Genomic DNA, 17093 nt, shown 5'->3' with positions numbered 1-17093 from the left:
AGGATTCCGAGCTTGCCGAGCAGCCGGAAGGTCTCGCGGGGAAACTCCTCGGCCGCTTCGGCGTCGGCAGCGCGGGGCGCCAGTTCCGATCGGCACACGTCGCGCACCATGTCCATCAGGTCGCGGGAGGTTTGGTCGGGTAGCAGACGGTCAGCGGGCATCGTGTTCTCCTGGGGTGGTGCGACGTTCAGTCGGTTCGTCGGCTTACTTCGGGATCCGGATGACGGTGGCCTGGGTGTACTGCTTGAGACCCTCGATGCCGTAGTCGATGCCGTTGCCCGACTCCTTCGCACCACCGACGGGCACCATCGGGTGCAGGTGCAGGTGATGGTTGACCCACACGGTCCCGGTGTCCAGACGCTGGGCGACCTCGTAGGCGCGCGCGACGTCACCCGACCAGACCGACCCGCCCAGCCCGAAGGGCGAGGCGTTGATCTCGTCGATGGCGTCGTCGAGATCGTCGAAGCGCACGACGGGCAGGATCGGCGCGAACTGCTCCTCCCGAACCAGTGCGCTGTGTGCGCCGATGTCAGTGACCACGGTGGGCTCGACGAAGTAACCATCGCCGCGCACGTGACCACCCGCCAGCACGGTGCCGTCTCGATTCGCATGCTCCAGAAAGCCCTTCGCCTTCTCGAACTGCTGCGCGTTCTGGACGGGACCGACCGTGACGCCTGCCTCGGTACCCGCTCCCAGCGCCGCGTCGCGGGCGATCTTGCCCAGCGCGTCGCACAGTTCCTCGTACACCGCGTTGGCCGCGTAGACCCGCTTGACCGCGATGCAGACCTGACCGGCGTTCAGGAAGGCGGCGTCGAAGAGCTTCTGGGCGACGTCGTCCACATCGACGTCGTCGAGCACGAGCGCCGCATCGTTGCCACCGAGCTCCAGCGAGACCTTCTTGAGCGTCGCGGCCGCACTCTGGGCGATCTTCCTGCCGGTCGCCGTCGAACCGGTGAACGAAATCTTCGCAACCGCAGGGTGTTCCACCAGCGTTGGTCCGAGGTCGTTGGCGTCCACCAAGACGTTCACCACCCCTGCGGGAAAGACGTCGCGGGCCAGTTCGCCGACCATCAGCATCGTCACCGGCGTACTCGGCGCCGGCTTGGCGATGAAGGTGTTGCCCGCCAGCGTCGCCGCGCCGAGCTTCAACGTCAGGAGGAAGAGCGGAAAGTTCCACGGCGCGATGCCCACCACCACGCCGAGGGGTCGGTAGTGGGTCTCCATCCGGTGGGTGTCGTCGTCGAGGATGACGTCGACGGGCACGTCGATGCTTGCGTACCCGCGGAGGAAGTCCGTGGTCCAGTCGACTTCGCCGAGGGCCTGCGCGAGCGGCTTTCCCTGCTCACCGACGAGTGTCTCGGCGAATTCCCGCCGACGGGCGTCGATCGCCTCGGCCAACGCGAGCACGCTCTGGCGACGCTGCGCCAACGGGGTGTCCCGCCACGCCGGGAACGCCCGCTTGGCCGCCGCCACCGCTTGCTCGACGTGGGTGGCGTTGGCTCGTGGTACGGCGCGGAAGATGCCGCCCGTTGCGGGGTTGACGACGTCCAGTTGTCGGTCCGGGACCACCAGCTCGCCGTCGATCAACAGACCCAGGTCAGTCATGCGTTGCTCCTCTCAGCCAGCGGGGTGGTCTCTTCTCCTTGAAGCTCGCGACGCCCTCGCGGTAGTCGGGGGTGAGGCGAAGCTCGTCGACGCTGACCCGCGAATCCTGGTGCAGGATCGACGTGCCGAGGTCGGATGCACCTGCCACCCGAATGACGTCGAGGGTGTGCCCCACCGCGGTGCGCGGATGCTCGATGATCGCGCGGCCGAGCTCGACTGCGCCCGCCAAGGCCGGTCCACTCTCGACGATTCGGGCCACCAACCCATGCCCGGCCAGGGTGCGGGCGCTGACCCGCTCTCCGGTCAACGCCATCAGGACGGCCAGGTGGTAGGGCACCCGCCGGGGAAGCCGGGTGAGGCCGCCGCCGACGGCGACCATGCCGCGGCCGACCTCGGGCAGGCCGAACTCCGTGGTCCCACCCGCGACGATCAGGTCGCAGCAGAGGGCGATCTCGAAGCCGCCACCCAGCGCCATCCCGTCGACGGCTGCGATCAGCGGCTTGCGCGGTGGGCGTGAGGCGAAACCCCACCAGCCGCGCGAGTCGGTCCTGGCGAATCTGCCTTCGTCGGCGTCGGCGAGATTCTGCCCCGCACAGAAGAATCCGCCCGCCCCGGTGATGATGCCGGCACGCAGCGTGTCGTCTTGGTCCAACTCGTCCATCGCGGCGCCGACCTGGTGGGCCATCCGCTGGGTCATCGCGTTGCGAGTGCGCGGCTCGTCGAGGGTGACCACCAGAAGGTGCCCCTCCCGCCGAACGCCGACGCCGGTCATATCGCCCCCAGCACCGTCACCGCGCACGCCGCGGCCGTGTAGGGCTCGGTCTCGATGGCCCCGCCCAGCGTCTCGGCGACCGCGATGCGCGCGTTTGGCACCTGCCGGTCTCGCGCCCGTCCGCGCAGTTGGTCGGCCAGCTCGACCAGCTGGGCACACCCGGTGGCGCCGATCGGATGCCCTCGGCTGACCAGCCCGCCACTCGGATTGACCGGTAGCGAGCCCCCAAGGGCGGTGTCGCCGTTGAGGATTCGCTTCCACCCCGTGCCGTGGTCGGCGAAACCGAGTTCTTCGAGGATGATCGGCTTGGCCGAGCTGGCGGCGTCGTGCAGCTCTACCACGTCTACTCGGTTTGTGGTGATGCCGGCGCGGTCGTAGGCAGCGCTGGCGGTGAGGCGCACCAGATCGCCACCGTCGCCGGGCCGTCCCGACCGCACGGCCCCGCCGAGGATCCGGACCGGATCGCCCGTGGCCCTTCGTGTCCCGGCCTCGTTGGCCACCACGACGACCGCGGCACCGTCCCCCACGGGTGAACACATCAGCAGGGTCAATGGATCGGCGATCACGCGCGCGTCGAGGATCTGCTCCACCGTGTACGGCGTGCGGTACTGGGCCTTCGGGTTCAGCGCGCCATTGGCGAAGGCCTGGGCCGCAGCCTCGGCGAACGCCTCGGCCGGGGCGCCGCTGCGCGCCATGTACTCCCGCGCCTGGGCGGCGTACAGGCTCATGAACACCGAGGCGCGGGTGCTGCCCTCGGCCACGGGGACGGTGACGTCGAGCGCTGCGCCGAGCGCCTCGAAGGCCCGCTGCTTGTCGGGGTGGGCCATCTTTTCGACGCCGATCGCGACCGCGACGTCGGTCAGACCGGAGCGCACTGCCATGACGGCGGTCTGGACGGCACTCGAGCTGGTGGCGCAGGCGTTCTCGACGTTGATGATCATCGATCCGGCCAGCGGGGTGGCGGCCAGGGCGAGCTGACCCTGGATCATGGCCTGCCCGGTGATGACCGAGCTGACGGCGTTGCCGAAGGCGACGAATCCCACTTCGCTCGGATCGCAGCCCGCGTCGGCCAGGGCGTCACCGAGAGCCTCATTGGTGAGGTCGGTGACGGACCGGTCGGGGAACTTGCCGAAGGCGGTCAATCCCGTCCCGATGATGTTGACGTTCATGGTCTTTCCTCTGTCTCGATGGATGCGATGGCATTCCCGATGGCCGCGCGCAACCTCGGTGGGATGGCCACCGTTGCGCGGGTCGCCGGATCGATGTAGACGTGGACCCAGCGTCCGCGGGCCCGGATCTCCCCCGGTGGGTCGCCTGCCGCCCACAGGTGGAGCTCGTAAGCGATGCTCTTGGTGCCGAGGCGGGCGACCCGAAGGCCGATGAGGAGATCCTGCGGGTAGTGGACCTCACGCAGGTAGTCACACGACGAACTGGCGACGACGGCGAGGCCGGGGAGCTCCCAGGTGGGACCCCCGGCGAGCTCGTACAGCCAACCGTTGATGGCGGTGTCGAAGTATGCGTAGTAGGTGGCGTTGTTGATGTGACCGAGGACGTCGTTGTCGGCAAAACGCGTTGATAGCCTCCGGACGGTGTGGTGCGTGTCGCGAGACCGTCGCGTCTGAGCAGTCATCGTGTCCCCATTGGTAGGTGAGGTCATGAAAGCGTCACCACCTGCCGTAGGGCCTCGCCGTCGGCGAGGTGGTCCATCGCTTGATTGATGTCGCCGAGGTCGATGTGCGACGAGATCAGGCGTTCGACCGGCAACCGGCCCGCCCGCCACATCTCGACGAACCGCGGGATGTCGCGGCTGGGCACCGTCGAGCCCAGGTAGCTGCCCACCAGGGCGCGGCCCTCGGCGACCAGTGCCGTCGGTGAGATCTCAAGGCGCGCTTGCGGGGCGGGTAGTCCGACCGTCACCGTGGTGCCGCCGGGACCGGTCAGGTCGACGGCGGTGGCCAGTGCCCGGATGCTGCCCGCGGCCTCCACCACCACCCTGCCGCGGACACCTGCGTCGGTGGCTTCGGCTGGGCCGAACGCCACGGCGCCGAATGAGCTTGCGATGTCCTGCTTCTCGGGCCGGGGGTCTACGGCGATGACCGTGACACCATCGTGCGCGAGTGCGGTCAGCACCGCCGCCATGCCCACGCCCCCAAGGCCGACGACCACGACCGTGTCACCGGCCAGCGGACGGCCGACGTTGACGACGGCTCCCCCGCCGGTGAGCACCGCGCACCCCATCACTGCGGCGACGTCGGGGGGCACGTCGTCACCGACGCGTACCAGCGAGTGCACGTCGACGACGGCGTGGGTGGCGAACGCCGACACACCGAGGTGATGGTGCACGGTCTGGCCGTCGCGGCGCAGTCGGCTACCGCCCCCGAGCAGCGTGCCCGCGGTGTTCGCGGCCGATCCTGGCAGGCATGGTCGGACACCGTCGCTCGCGCACCCTTCGCACTCCCCGCATCGCGGCAGGAACGTCATCACCACCCGATGGCCAACTTCGAAACCGGCTACGCCGGAACCGATTTGGACGACGCGTCCGCACGCCTCGTGGCCGAGGAGCATCGGCGTGGGTCGACGGCGATTTCCGTCGACCACCGACAGGTCCGAGTGGCAGACTCCCGCCGCCTCGATTGCGACGAGCACTTCGCCGTGGCCCGGGTCGGCGAGTTCGACCGATCCCACGGTCAATGGCCGTGATTCGGCAAAGTTGCGGGGGCGACCGATCTCCTCGAGTACGGCTCCGGTGATCTGCACGAGTGTGTCCCTCCTGGTGTCTGGCTAGTTGACGGCGCGGTCCCGGTCACGCCAATAGCGGGCTCGCAGAATCTTCTTGTCGGTCTTGCCGAGCGCGGTGACGGGCAGGTCGTCGACGACGTCGAAGGACTTCGGCGTCGCGACCGGCCCCTTGGCCGCGCGCACCGCGGCGGCCAATTCGTCGGTGTCGACGTGATGGCCCGAGCGCAGCACGATGACCGCCTTGACCGCTTCGCCCCACACCGGGTCGGGGACGCCGACGACGGCAGCCGTGGCGACGGCGGGATGCGCGGTCAGGATGTCCTCGACCTCGCGCGAGTAGACGTTGAAACCGCCGCTGATGATGAAGTCCTTCTTGCGGTCAACGATCGTGAGGTAACCCTGGTCGTCGGCGCGGGCCATGTCGCCGGTGTGCAACCAACCGCCTGCCAGCGCCTCGGCGGTGACGTCGGGTTGGCCGAGATAGCCGGCCATGACACCGGGCCCGCGCAGACAGATCTCACCCATCTCGCCGTCCGGCACCTGGCGTCCGTCGTCGTCCAGCAGTGCCAGGCTCATTCCCGGCACGACGCGACCGCAGGACGCGAGCCGGGCTGGATCGGTGAAGTCGTGCTCGTCGGAGCGCAGCACGGTGCCGAGCGCCAATGTCTCGGTCTGGCCGTAGATCTGGGTGAAGACGTCGCCGAAGCGTGCGTGGCCCTCGGCGAGTCTGCTGCCCGACATCGGCGACGCACCGTAGACAAGGCGTTGCAGGCTGGGCAGTTCGACGCCATCGCCGAGGTGGTCGAGCAGCTTGTAGATCATCGACGGCACCGCGAACGTGAGGTTCACCCGACGGCGCTGCACCGTGGTGGCGAACTCGTCGGGGTCGAAACCGTCGGTCAAGACCACGGTGCCACCCCGCAACAGGGTCGGTAGCACGAAGTGAGCTGCGGCATGGGTGATCGGTGAGCATGCGAGATACACTGGGGCCAAGGGCAATTCGTAGGCCATGGGTGCCAGCAGCGTGATCGCGCTGCGGGCCCGGTGCGTCTGCATGACGCCCTTGGAGCGGCCCGTCGTCCCACCGGTGTAGAGGATCTCGACGAGGTCGCAGCTGCGGGTCGGCCCCGCCACCAGCCGACCGCCGGACTGGGTGCCCGCCTCGGCGAGCAGGTCGGGGTGATCGGGAGAGGCGCCGAGCACGGCGAGCGGCACGTCGACACCGGCCGCGGTGACCGCCATGGCGGCGGGCTCGGCGAACTTCTCGTCGGTGACGAGCAGCGCGAGGCCGGCGTCTCGGCAGACGTATGCGTGGTCCTCGATGGACGCCTTCGCGTGTAGACCGACCGTGATGCCGCCGAGGAGCTGCACGGCGCTCTGGGTCAGCCAGGCCTCGGGACCGTTGGCCGCCAGGATTCCGACGACGCGGCCCGGCCCAACGCCACGCACCTTCAGTGCGGCGACGAGGCGCGCGGTGAGGTCGGCGGCCTGTCGGTACGTGATGGTGCGGTCTCCCTGGGCGAATGCGACGCGGTCGGGAAACTGCTGAAGAGCGGAGACGATCAGTGCGTTCACGCTGGGGAGCTCAATCGCTGAGTGACTCACGACTCATACGCTAGGAAGTCGACGCCTCGACGACGATGTCTGAATTACCCACCGACGGAGTCACAATGGTGTGCGATTGTGACGTGCCACACCGCTCCGGAGTGCCGGATGCTGACGCCAGTGGGATGGCCGTCGGCCGTCCGAGTCAGTGGAAAGGCACGCACGTCATGACCGAAGTACACACCGAGAAGTCTCAGATGAGACGCGTGGCGTTGGCCAGCTGCATCGGCACCACCATTGAGTATTACGACTTCTTCATCTACGGCACCGCCGCAGCGCTGGTGTTCCCGATCGTGTTCTTCCCCGCACTGGGTGCGACGGCGGGGACCGTCGCCGCGTTTGCCACGTTCGCCGTCGCATTCGTCGCCCGCCCCCTCGGCGCGATCGTGTTCGGTCACTTCGGCGACAAGATCGGCCGCAAGCGCACGCTGATCACCACGCTTCTGCTGATGGGCTTCGCCACTGTCACGGTCGGGTTGTTGCCCACCGCGTCGACGGTCGGAGTGGCGGCGCCCATCGCCTTGGTGGCGCTGCGCTTCATCCAGGGTCTGGCCGTCGGCGGCGAATGGGCTGGGGCCAACCTGCTCACCGCGGAATATGCCCCTCCCGGCAAGCGCGGGTTCTATGCAGTCTTCCCGCAACTGGGCGGCGCATTGGCATTTGCCCTGTCCAGCGGTACATTCCTCGTCAGCGACCTGGTGCTGGGCACCACCGACGGCGCGTTCGTCGAATTCGGTTGGCGCGTACCGTTTCTAGCCAGCGCCATCCTGGTCATTCTCGGCCTCTGGGTCCGCGTGTCGATCGAGGAGACGCCCGTCTTCCGTGATGCCCAGCGCGCCGGGAGAGCGGGCCCGGCAGGCCAGTCACCCTTCGCAGGCGTGATGCGCAACCAGCTTCGCGAGGTGCTGTTGTCGGCCGGATTGATGGGCATTCTGTTCTCGCTGTTCTACATGGGCTCGGCGTACTTCACCTCCTACGGCACCGGGGTCGCGGGCTTGACACGTGCGACCGTCCTGTCGCTGGGGATCGTGGCCGCGCTGTTCACGGCGATCGCGGTGGTCGTCGGCGGCCGTCTGTCGGACCGGCTGGGACGACGACGCGTCATCATGGGAACCGGTGTCGCCGCGCTCGTCTGGTCGCTCCTGGTGTTTCCCCTCCTTGACCTCGGCGGCGGCATCGCGTTCGGTATCGCCCTGACCGGCACCCTGGTGTTGTACGGGTTCGCATTCGGCCCGGTGGGCGCGTTCCTGCCGGAGCTGTTCGAGACCAGGTACCGGTACACCGGTGCGGGCACCGGCTACAACCTGGGTGGCATCATCGGTGGCGCGCTGCCGCCGCTACTGGCGCCCGTGCTGACCGAGGCGTTCGGCAGCTTCGCGGTCGGCGTCATGCTCGCCCTTCTCGCGCTGCTCAGCATCGTCTGCACCCGGGCACTCGTCGAAACCTCCGACCGGCGCACGCTGCACGACCAAGAAGTGGTCGAGGCGGTCTGACCATGGATCTCAAGGACAAGACCGCGATCGTCACCGGTGGTGGGTCAGGTCTCGGGCGGGCCACCGCACTGCGACTGGCCGACGGGGGTGCGCGGGTCGCAGTGTGGGATGCCAACGCCGAGGCCGCCGCGGCGACCGCGAATGCCATTGGCGGACTGGCCCTCACGGTCGACGTGACGTCGGCGGAGCAGGCGGAGTCCGCACTGGACCGCGTCGTCGACGAGTTCGGCGCCGTGCACCTCGCGGTGGCGTGTGCGGGCATCGCGCCTGCAGCCAAGGTCGTCAGCCGCGGCGTCGCGGCCTCGCTGGACGGCTTCCGCCGCACCATCGAGGTGAACCTCGTCGGCACGTTCAACGTCGTGCGCGTGGCGGTGGCGGCGATGCTGGACAATCCCGGGGGCGAGCGAAGCGACGGGGGAAATCCCGGGGGCGAGCGAAGCGACGGGGGAAATCCCGGGGGCGAGCGCGGGGTCGTCGTGCTGACCGCCTCCGGCGCTGCGTACGACGGCCAGGTCGGCCAATCCGGGTACAGCGCAAGCAAAGCCGGCGTGATCGGAATGCTGCTACCCCTCGCCCGCGACCTGGCTGGCAAGGGAATCCGCGTCAACGCGATCGCACCAGGGATGTTCGGAACGGCGATGGTGGCCGGGATGACCGACAAGGTGCAGGACTCGCTACTCGAGATGATCCTGGAACCGCGAAGGATGGGCGCACCAGACGAATTCGCCGCACTCGTCGAACACATCGTCGCCAACCCCTACCTCAATGCGGAATGCATCAGATTGGACGCAGGCATGCGGATGACACCTCGGTGACCGACGACGGAATCCCCGTCGCCATACGGGACGTGCTGGACAGCCTGGTTGGCGACCGGGACACCAGCCGCGTCCACGACGTGGCCAACAAGCTGGTCACGCTTCTGGAGTCGATGTCGACCGAGGAGCGCCGCAACGAGGTGCAGGCATCGGTCCGGCGCGTTCACGACCTCCTCGAATACCAGCGCAGGCGGGGCGCCGAACTCTCTGCGCTGCATGACATCGCCGTGGATCTGGCTCGGGTCCGCAACACCGACGAGGTGCTCGAGGCGATCGTGCAGAACGCCCACGCGTTGATCCCGTCGGCGGACGCGACGTACCTGCTGCTCAGCGAACGGGGCACCGGATGGAGCTACATCAAGGCCAGCGTCGGGCTGCAGAGCCCCAACTTCAAGCACATCCGCGTCCAGGACGGCCATGGCATGGTGGCACGCATCTACGAGAGCGGCGCGCCGTTCTGGACGCGGAACTACCTGGAGTCGAACGACTTCGAGCACGATCAGTTCGTCGACTCGGCGTTGACCGAGGATGCGCTGAAGTCGGTCCTCGGCATTCCCCTGATCGTTCAGGGCGTGGCGGCGGGAATCCTCTACGCCGCCAACCGCGTCGAGCGTGCCTTCGGCACCCAGGAGGTCGCGGTGCTCCAGGAGCTCGCCGATCTCGCGTCGTTGGCCATCGAGAACGCGCAGTCCTTCGAGGGTCTGCGGGAAACGGCGCGCGAGATCGGGGAGAACAAGTCCGAGCTCGAACGGGCGGCTCGGCTTCAGGGCGACCTCGTCCGCCTGGTGGCCGACGGTGGGGGTTTCGGTGACATCGTCGAGGCGATGTCGACGTTCTTCCGCGGCACGCTGCTGATGGTCGACTCCAGCGATCGGTTGTCCGCGGCGAGCAAGGCCGCCGGTGACGGTCGCGAGCCGTCGCCCGAGATGTTGGCGGTGGCCAGGGAGTGCCACCGCAGCGGCATAACGGACAGTGCCGAATTGGGTGACACGGGGTGGCGTCACGTGGTGGCCCTCAGCGCCGGCAACTCGTACGTCGGCGCCCTCGTCCTGGAGAACGCCGACGAGTTCACCCCGCTGCGGCGCGGCACCTTCGAGCGGGCGGCGGACATCGTCGCATTGCTCGCGCTGCGGCAACAGGCGTTGGTCGAGGCCGAGGAGGAGGTCCGCGGCGAGCTGCTCCACGAGATCCTCGAATCCCGCCATCCGCTGTCCGAGGCAATCCGCTTGCGCGCCGATGCGCGCGGATTGTCACTGGACCATGACCTGGTCGCGATCGCGGTCGCGGTGCCGCCGGAGCATCTGGTGCGCACCCGGCGGGTGATCTCCGAGTTCGCTCGCCGCCTTGGTGGCATCGGTGGCGAGCACAATGGCGCCGTCTCGGTGGTGCTGCCCGCTAGGGACCCCGGTCGTGCTGCAGAAACCATCCGTCATCGCCTGACCGACGAGCTGTCGATCCCCGCCGTCGTCTGCGCGTCCTCTCCCGTCGACGCCATGCGCGGTGACCTTCCGGATTCCTTTGTCGCGGCCCGCCGGTGCCTCGCGTTGCTGCGCGGCCTCGGCCAGCGGAGTGTCGCCGCGACGACGCGTGAATTCGCGCTGTACTCCATGCTGTTCACGCCGGGCCGGGAGCACGAGTTGCGGGACTTCATCGACGACGTGCTCGGCAGGCTGGCGGCTTACGACGAGGAGCACAGCGCAGACCTGCTGGCCACCCTCGAGTCCTTCTACGCCAACGGGACCAACGTCGCCGCCACGGCCCGCGGCATGTACGTGCACCACAACACCATCGTCAAACGCCTCGACCGGGTGTGCCGGATCCTCGGGCCGGACTGGCAGTCCGAGCCGCACGCGCTTCGACTGCGGATCGCCCTGCAGCTGCGCGCCTACGCGAACGCCTCTACGAACGACTGGCGCACGTCCCTCTAGGGGCGACCTAGCCGACGCCCCGGTTCAACCAGGTGAGTTCACCGGTGTCGCCGCCTCCGCGGAACTCCTCCAGCGCCTCGTCCCAGGCCGTGCCCAGAACGGTGTCGAGTTCGGCGGCCAGGGTGTCTGCCCCCGAGGCCATGAGCCCTCGCAACCGGAGCTCGCCGACCATCACGTCGCCGTTGGCACTCATCACCCCGCTCCACAGTCCTAGCTGTGGAGTGTGGCACCAGCGATGGCCGTCGACACCCTCACTGGGGTCCTCGGTGACCTCGAAGCGCAGCACCGACCACGACCGCAGCGCATTGGCCAGGGCTGCGCCGGTCCCCACGGGACCGACCCAGTTGGTGACGGCGCGCAGTTGCCCGGGCATGGCGGGTTGCGGCGTCCACTTGAGGTTGGCTCGCGCCGACAGGGTCGACGAAAGGGCCCACTCCACGTGTGGGCATACCGCCGCGGGCGAGGCGTGGACGTACACCACACCAGTCGTCACGTCGGCGAACTGATTCGACGCACGCATCATCTGCTCCTTCGGCTCCAAAAGGGACGTCTTCCCCAACGACCTAGTGATTCCGAAAAGTTGCAGTTGTTTCGTGCGTGTCTATTGTGCCCTGTGGGGCAGGCGTTGCGCTAGTGTGGCCCGAATTCTCTCAGCACTCCATCAGAGATCGCCGGCCACAGCGGGTGCGCCCACCGGTCGAAGTCGCGGTCGGTCAGCACGACAAGGGCCAGCTCAACGGCGGGATCGACCCAGATGAACGTGCCCGATTGACCAAAGTGACCGAACGTCCTCGCCGAGTTTGCCGAACCCGTCCAGTGTGGCGACTTGGTGTCGCGGATCTCGAATCCGAGTCCCCAGTCGTTCGGTCGTTGGGCGCCGTAGCCCGGCAGGACCCCGTCAAGACCGGGGAACTGCACGCCGATCGAGTCGGCGTGCATCTCCTCGGACACCAATTGCGGCCGCAGCAACTCACCCGCGAATGCGACCAGGTCGGCCACCGTCGAGTGGCCCCCGTAACCGGCCGCCTCCGCCCCGCCCGACAGCTCGGAGGACGTCATGCCGAGGGGCTCGAAGACGGCCTCGGCCAGATATTGGTCGAAAGGGATCTCCGAGGCCTGCTGTACGACGGCTGCCAGCACGGCAAAGCCCTCGTTCGAGTAGATCCTGCGCTTGCCCGGTTCGACGATGACGTCGGCGGAGCGCATCGATAGACCCGACGTGTGGGCCAGCAGATGACGCACCGTCGATCCGGGTGGTCCCGCAGGCGTGTTCAGCTCGACCACGCCCTCCTCGACGGCCACCTGGGCGGCGCGGGCGACAAGAGGCTTGGTCACCGACGCCAGCGCGAACCTGCGACCGGTGTCGCCGAATTCGGCCAACACACCGGAAGTCCCGACGACCGCGGCTGCAGCGGTCGGGACCGGCCAATCGGAGAGTGCATCCAGAGCGGGCATGCCGAAGCAGCCTAGACGGGTTGTCCCGCCGCGATCACCTCGACGTCGACGAACGGACGTTGACGAACGGCATCGTCGTATCCCTCCCATTTGGGGTGCCGGCCACGCGAATCGTCGACCGGAAGTCGCTACTTGGAGGCGACGTAGTAGTCGTTGAACGGATCCGACCCGATCTCGGCGACCCTGATGTCGCGAAATCCGGCGTCGCCGAGCATCGAGGTGGCGAGCTGGCGGCCCCACACCGTGCCGAGGCCTGCCCCGTCGAGCCCGAGGGACACACTCATGCAGTGCATCGTCGACACGGCGTACAGGTACGGTGCCATCGGCACGCCGACGTTGTCCTCCAGGCTGCTCGAGGCCTTGATGTCGACCATCAGGAACGTGCCCCCTTGGCGCAGCGCGCGGTAGATCTCCTCGAGCACGCGCGCAGGCCTGGCCTGGTCGTGGATCGCATCGAATGCCGTGACGAGGTCATACCCGTCGTCGATGTCGAGTTCGGCCACGTCCCGCACCAGGAAGGAGGCGTTGCCGAGGCCCAACCGGGCAGCTTCGGCCGCGCCCGCCGCCACGCTCTCCCTTGAGAAGTCGATGCCGGTGAACTTGCTCGCGGGGAACGCCCGCGCCAACACGTTGATGGCATGTCCACTCCCACAACCGATGTCGGCAACCTCGGCGCCGTCGAGCAGCTTGTCGGTCAGCCCGTCGGCGAGAGGGAGGACGACGTCGACCAGGGCGGCGTCGAACACCTCGTTGCTCATTTCGGCCATCAGTGTGTGGAACCGCGGGTAGTCGGCGTACGAGAGCCCGCCGCCGGCCGTGAAGCAGCCGATCACCTTCTGTTCGACCTCGCCGAGCAGCGGGATGAACTGAGCGACGCGGGCCAGGTTGTCCGGACCCGCGGCGCGGATCAGGACGGCGGCGCGCTCCGCGGGCAGCCAATAGGTCTGTGTCGCAGGGTCGTAGTCGACGATCTGGGCGACGGTCACTCCGCCGAGCCATTCGCGCACATAGCGTTCGTCGAGGCCCGCGGCGTCCGCGATCTGGGTGCTGGTCGCGGGTGGCAGGTCGGCCATTCTGTCGAACAGCGAGGTCTGGTGCCCGATGCTGAGCAGGATGGCGACGCTTGCCCCGTCGATGGTGCCCGCGATGCGGGCGGCGAATTCTTCGGTCGCAGTCATGATTCGACGCTAGGACGACGGGGCAGACCGCGACATCGGGCGAAAGGTGTATTTCCGCGGTCGCCCCGTGGGCGAAAGTGTGTAGACGAAGGGTCTCAGAGCACGTTGTTCTGATGCGCCCATGCCACGGCTGCGGTGCGCGAGGAGACGTCGAGCTTGGCGTAGACGTTGGCGAGATGACGGCTGACCGTCTTCTCGCTGATGTAGAGCTGCTTGCCGACGTCACGGTTGGAGGCGCCGGCGGCGATGCGGCGGATGATGTCGATTTCGCGCTTGGTCAGACGGCCGGGGGTCTCGTTTCCGCAGATGCCTGCGGGCTCCACGCCGAGCTGGTCGTAGATGTTGCCCGCGGTGGCGACGTCGGCCGCGGCAGTGGTGTCGTCGCCGAGCCCGCGGTGGGCCAGCGCCATCCACTCGTACACCTCGGCCATCTCGTAACGGCACTGCTGCGCGCGATATTCGCGAAGCGCCGATTCCAGCGCGGTGACGGCGGCGCCGTGCTCGCCACGACGGACGAGCAGCGCGCCACGGGCATGCGCGGCAAACGCCATGAACCCCGGTGTGCCGAATACCTGGGCACCGGATTCCAGTTCGCGGCAATGACGTTCGGCCTCGACGAGGTCGTCTCTGGCCAGCGCGACCTGGACGGCGCCGCGCAGCAGACGCATTCTGTCGATGGCATGCAGTCCCACCAGCGCGACGCGCAGCCCCGTCCACGCGGTCTCCTTGTCACCCTGTCCGCAGCGCAGCAGAGCCTCACCCGGCTGCGGTTCCATCCCGAGCTCACGGACCTTGGCGAAGGCCGCCTGCGCACCGTCGACGTCCCCGAGCAACCGTCGCACCTCGCCAAGTTGATAGAACCCCTCGGCAGCCGCCCAGCTGTTGACGGGCGCCAGATTGCTGCTGACCGTGACCAACCGGTGCTCGATCTGCCGGTAGTCGTCGGCGCCGTCCTGCAGTTGCAGCCGGTGCACCTCGCACACCCCGCCGTATGGCAGGGACCCTGCGACCTCACACCATTGCGCCATCGACAGCGTCCAGGCCCGCATCCGCGGCAGGTCGGCGACGATGTGGCAGTGGTGCAGCACCATGCAGTAGATGTCGCCCGCCCACTCGATGGGCACCTGATCGGCGAGTACCGGCAGCATCGCCTCGTCGATCAGCCGGTAAGCCTCGGCCATCCGGCCGTCCAGCATCGCCTCGATCCCCCTCGCGACGAAGGCGAGGGCCGTCAGTGCGGGATCGTCGAGCCGCGCGCTGATCTCGTCCAGTTCGCGCACCCGGTCCGGCAGGCCGTCGAGTCGACGCTGCATCACCGCATGAATCGCCACTAGGTAGGCGAGGTAGCCGTGCGCGCTGCCCTCTGGGGCACCGTCGAGCAGCCGACGGGCACGGTTCATCCAAGCCTCGCCGATATTGAGGTCGCCCCGGGAGAACCAGGCCAGCGACACCTCGGCCGCCTTCATCGCAGCGGCGGTCGGGTCTCTCCTGGCCAACCGGGCGAAGACCAGCTCCGCCAGGCGTAGGGATTCCTTGACGTACCCGAGCCGTAGGGCCGACGTCGACATCGCGTCGAGGTCGTCGGCGGCAAGCGGGCCGATTTCGCCGGCCCGGCTGAACCCGCCGTAGCTGGCGTGCCAATCCCGCCTGCTGTGCGCCAGCCGGGCCGCGGCCAGGAGTTCGGTGGGGTTGTCGAGTTCGAGTGTCATGTCGATCGCATTCAACGGTACTGCTCAGACGAGTTCGAGGGGCCTCTTCGACAGGCCCATCCCGTACCCGTCGACGACCTGTTTGGGCGTCTGCGCGGGATCGCGCGAGGCGTCGACGAGCGGTGGCGAGCCTTGGGAGGGAACCAGTGCGGGCATCACCGCCCAACCGGCTCACTGCGGCCGCTAGTTTGTACCCATGAGTCAGACAGTGCGTGGGGTTATCTCGCGGTCCAAGAAGCAGCCGGTGGAGTTGGTCGACATCGTGATCCCCGACCCGGGGCCTTCTGAGGTGGTGGTCGACATCATCGCGTGCGGGGTGTGCCACACCGACCTGACCTACCGAGAGGGCGGCATCAACGACGACTACCCCTTCCTGCTCGGTCACGAGGCTTCGGGCACCGTGGAAGCCATCGGCGAGGGCGTGACCAACGTGCAGGTCGGAGACTTCGTCATCCTGAACTGGCGCGCAGTCTGCGGGCAGTGCCGAGCCTGCAAACGCGGCCGCCCGCACCTGTGTTTCAACACCCACAACGCCGCTCAGAAGATGACGTTGACCGACGGCACCGAACTGTCCCCCGCCCTGGGCGTCGGCGCGTTCGCCGACAAGACCCTCGTCCACGAGGGCCAGTGCACCAAGGTCGATCCCGAAGCCGACCCCGCCGTGGCGGGCCTGCTCGGGTGCGGCGTGATGGCGGGCATCGGCGCGGCCATCAACACCGGCGCGGTGAACCGCGACGACACCGTCGCCGTCATCGGCTGCGGCGGCGTCGGTGACGCGGCCATCGCCGGCGCCGCCCTGGTCGGGGCCAAGACGATCATCGCCGTGGACCGCGACGAGAAGAAGCTGAACTGGGCCCGCGACTTCGGCGCCACCCACACCATCAACGCCGCCGAGTTCGACATCGTCGAAACCATCCAGGACCTCACCGACGGCAACGGCGCCGACGTGGTCATCGACGCCGTCGGACGCCCGGAAACCTGGAAACAGGCCTTTTACGCCCGCGACCTGGCAGGCACCGTGGTCCTGGTAGGCGTGCCCACCCCGGACATGACGTTGGAGATGCCGCTGGTGGACTTCTTCTCCCGCGGCGGCGCGCTGAAGTCGTCCTGGTACGGCGACTGCCTGCCCGAGCGTGACTTCCCCACCCTGATCAACCTCTACCGCCAGGGCAGGCTGCCGCTGGAGAAGTTCGTCTCCGAGCGCATCGGGCTGGAGGACATCGAGGACGCGTTCCACAAGATGCACACCGGTGAGGTCCTGCGCTCCGTGGTGATCCTGTGATGAACGCGTGCGCGCCGAAGGGAGAGCTTTAATGGGTGCCATCCAGCGGCTGGTCACCAGCGGCAAGTTCGAACTCGACGGCGGCAGTTGGGATGTCGACAACAACATCTGGATCGTCGGGGACGACTCCGACGTCGTGGTGTTCGACGCCGCGCACACGGCGGCACCGATCATCGAGGCCGTCGGGGGTCGCAACGTGGTCGCCGTGGTGTGCACGCACGGCCACAACGACCACGTCACCGTGGCACCCGAGCTCAGCGCGGCGCTCGATGCACCCGTTCTGCTGCACCCGGCCGACGACGTGCTGTGGCGAATGACGCATCCGGACAAGGACTTCCGCTCAGTGGACGCCGGTCTGGTGCTGCAGGCAGGGGACGTGGAACTTCGCGCAATGCACACCCCCGGCCACTCACCAGGCTCGGTTTGCTGGTACGCCCCCGAACTCGGCGCGGTGTTCAGCGGCGACACCCTCTTCAGCGGCGGACCCGGTGCGACCGGGCGGTCCTACTCCG

General features: G+C 68.1%; 17 protein-coding genes. 5 read left to right on the top strand and 12 right to left on the bottom strand.

Annotated features, from left to right (window positions below; genetic code table 11):
• From ABW137_RS34510 to ABW137_RS34480, 7 genes are all read right to left on the bottom strand, one after another.
• Window positions 1-161, bottom strand: a 161-nt coding sequence (locus ABW137_RS34510) for an acyl-CoA dehydrogenase family protein (protein WP_526407249.1), incomplete at its 3' end; no start/stop codon positions are given.
• A gap of 43 nt (window positions 162-204) precedes the next feature.
• Window positions 205-1605, bottom strand: a complete 1401-nt coding sequence (locus ABW137_RS34505; RefSeq protein ID WP_526407247.1) for an aldehyde dehydrogenase family protein — start codon at window positions 1603-1605, stop codon at window positions 205-207.
• Entirely contained in the window at window positions 1598-2377 is a 780-nt protein-coding gene (locus ABW137_RS34500) for an enoyl-CoA hydratase/isomerase family protein (protein ID WP_526407245.1), read from the bottom strand. Before ABW137_RS34500 ends, ABW137_RS34505 begins: the two co-directional genes overlap by 8 nt.
• The gene (locus ABW137_RS34495) at window positions 2374-3546 is read right to left on the bottom strand and encodes a thiolase family protein (RefSeq protein WP_526407243.1); all 1173 of its coding nucleotides are present in this window, start codon (window positions 3544-3546) and stop codon (window positions 2374-2376) included. The genes ABW137_RS34500 and ABW137_RS34495 overlap by 4 nt, the downstream gene beginning before the upstream one ends.
• A complete protein-coding gene (locus tag ABW137_RS34490) occupies window positions 3543-4007 on the bottom strand; it encodes an acyl-CoA thioesterase (RefSeq protein WP_526407241.1) in 465 nt (154 codons plus the stop codon). The genes ABW137_RS34495 and ABW137_RS34490 overlap by 4 nt, the downstream gene beginning before the upstream one ends.
• Window positions 4008-4030: 23 nt before the next feature.
• Window positions 4031-5134, bottom strand: a complete 1104-nt coding sequence (locus ABW137_RS34485; protein WP_526407239.1) for an alcohol dehydrogenase catalytic domain-containing protein — start codon at window positions 5132-5134, stop codon at window positions 4031-4033.
• Between the two features lie 24 nt (window positions 5135-5158).
• Window positions 5159-6721 (bottom strand): class I adenylate-forming enzyme family protein, encoded by a 1563-nt coding sequence (locus tag ABW137_RS34480; protein WP_526407237.1) that lies wholly within the window; start codon window positions 6719-6721, stop codon window positions 5159-5161.
• 167 nt (window positions 6722-6888) lie between these two features.
• On the opposite strand from ABW137_RS34480, the gene ABW137_RS34475 reads away from it, so the two are divergent.
• From ABW137_RS34475 to ABW137_RS34465, 3 genes are read left to right on the top strand one after another with little or no spacing between them, the layout of a single operon-like run.
• Window positions 6889-8214: an MFS transporter gene (locus ABW137_RS34475; protein WP_526407235.1), complete on the top strand. Its 1326-nt coding sequence runs from the start codon at window positions 6889-6891 to the stop codon at window positions 8212-8214.
• A 2-nt stretch (window positions 8215-8216) separates the two neighbouring features.
• On the top strand, window positions 8217-9029 hold the full coding sequence (locus tag ABW137_RS34470; protein ID WP_526407233.1) for an SDR family NAD(P)-dependent oxidoreductase: 813 nt from the start codon (window positions 8217-8219) through the stop codon (window positions 9027-9029).
• Window positions 9026-10957 carry a helix-turn-helix domain-containing protein gene (locus ABW137_RS34465; protein ID WP_526407231.1) on the top strand — a complete coding sequence of 644 codons (1932 nt, stop codon included), beginning with the start codon at window positions 9026-9028 and terminating at the stop codon, window positions 10955-10957. The genes ABW137_RS34470 and ABW137_RS34465 overlap by 4 nt, the downstream gene beginning before the upstream one ends.
• 7 nt (window positions 10958-10964) lie before the next feature.
• Here ABW137_RS34465 and ABW137_RS34460 read toward each other — a convergent pair whose 3' ends face one another.
• The 5 genes from ABW137_RS34460 to ABW137_RS34440 all read right to left on the bottom strand — a co-directional run bounded on the left by ABW137_RS34460 (window position 10965) and on the right by ABW137_RS34440 (window position 15455).
• On the bottom strand, window positions 10965-11477 hold the full coding sequence (locus ABW137_RS34460; RefSeq protein ID WP_526407229.1) for a DUF3145 family protein: 513 nt from the start codon (window positions 11475-11477) through the stop codon (window positions 10965-10967).
• 110 nt (window positions 11478-11587) lie between these two features.
• Entirely contained in the window at window positions 11588-12412 is an 825-nt protein-coding gene (locus ABW137_RS34455; RefSeq protein ID WP_526407227.1) for a serine hydrolase domain-containing protein, read from the bottom strand.
• A gap of 128 nt (window positions 12413-12540) precedes the next feature.
• Complete coding sequence (locus tag ABW137_RS34450) at window positions 12541-13590, bottom strand: class I SAM-dependent methyltransferase (RefSeq protein WP_526407225.1); 1050 nt, start codon at window positions 13588-13590, stop codon at window positions 12541-12543.
• Between the two features lie 95 nt (window positions 13591-13685).
• Window positions 13686-15299 (bottom strand): LuxR C-terminal-related transcriptional regulator, encoded by a 1614-nt coding sequence (locus ABW137_RS34445; protein ID WP_526407223.1) that lies wholly within the window; start codon window positions 15297-15299, stop codon window positions 13686-13688.
• A 24-nt stretch (window positions 15300-15323) separates the two neighbouring features.
• The gene (locus tag ABW137_RS34440; RefSeq protein WP_526407221.1) at window positions 15324-15455 is read right to left on the bottom strand and encodes a hypothetical protein; all 132 of its coding nucleotides are present in this window, start codon (window positions 15453-15455) and stop codon (window positions 15324-15326) included.
• Between the two features lie 40 nt (window positions 15456-15495).
• Here ABW137_RS34440 and ABW137_RS34435 point away from each other — a divergent pair, with 40 nt between their 5' ends.
• Both ABW137_RS34435 and ABW137_RS34430 read left to right on the top strand, forming a co-directional pair.
• The gene (locus tag ABW137_RS34435) at window positions 15496-16581 is read left to right on the top strand and encodes an S-(hydroxymethyl)mycothiol dehydrogenase (protein ID WP_526407220.1); all 1086 of its coding nucleotides are present in this window, start codon (window positions 15496-15498) and stop codon (window positions 16579-16581) included.
• Window positions 16582-16612: 31 nt separating this feature from the next.
• The coding region (locus ABW137_RS34430) for an MBL fold metallo-hydrolase (RefSeq protein WP_526407218.1) at window positions 16613-17093 on the top strand (481 nt) is incomplete at its 3' end.

The organism is Mycobacterium sp., assembly GCF_040509115.1.
Classification (GTDB): domain Bacteria; phylum Actinomycetota; class Actinomycetes; order Mycobacteriales; family Mycobacteriaceae; genus Mycobacterium.
This window is presented reverse-complemented; position numbering and strand designations above follow the sequence as displayed.

Bases quoted from the DNA above. Each gene is read 5' to 3' on its own strand.
- ABW137_RS34440 (WP_526407221.1), bottom strand. From the start codon at position 15,455: ATGCCCGCACTGGTTCCCTCCCAAGGCTCGCCACCGCTCGTCGACGCC.
- ABW137_RS34475 (WP_526407235.1), top strand. From the start codon at position 6,889: ATGACCGAAGTACACACCGAGAAGTCTCAGATGAGACGCGTGGCGTTG.
- ABW137_RS34505 (WP_526407247.1), bottom strand. From the start codon at position 1,605: ATGACTGACCTGGGTCTGTTGATCGACGGCGAGCTGGTGGTCCCGGAC.
- ABW137_RS34445 (WP_526407223.1), bottom strand. From the start codon at position 15,299: ATGACACTCGAACTCGACAACCCCACCGAACTCCTGGCCGCGGCCCGG.
- ABW137_RS34450 (WP_526407225.1), bottom strand. From the start codon at position 13,590: ATGACTGCGACCGAAGAATTCGCCGCCCGCATCGCGGGCACCATCGAC.
- ABW137_RS34490 (WP_526407241.1), bottom strand. From the start codon at position 4,007: ATGACTGCTCAGACGCGACGGTCTCGCGACACGCACCACACCGTCCGG.
- ABW137_RS34460 (WP_526407229.1), bottom strand. From the start codon at position 11,477: ATGCGTGCGTCGAATCAGTTCGCCGACGTGACGACTGGTGTGGTGTAC.
- ABW137_RS34470 (WP_526407233.1), top strand. From the start codon at position 8,217: ATGGATCTCAAGGACAAGACCGCGATCGTCACCGGTGGTGGGTCAGGT.
- ABW137_RS34500 (WP_526407245.1), bottom strand. From the start codon at position 2,377: ATGACCGGCGTCGGCGTTCGGCGGGAGGGGCACCTTCTGGTGGTCACC.
- ABW137_RS34435 (WP_526407220.1), top strand. From the start codon at position 15,496: ATGAGTCAGACAGTGCGTGGGGTTATCTCGCGGTCCAAGAAGCAGCCG.
- ABW137_RS34495 (WP_526407243.1), bottom strand. From the start codon at position 3,546: ATGAACGTCAACATCATCGGGACGGGATTGACCGCCTTCGGCAAGTTC.
- ABW137_RS34455 (WP_526407227.1), bottom strand. From the start codon at position 12,412: ATGCCCGCTCTGGATGCACTCTCCGATTGGCCGGTCCCGACCGCTGCA.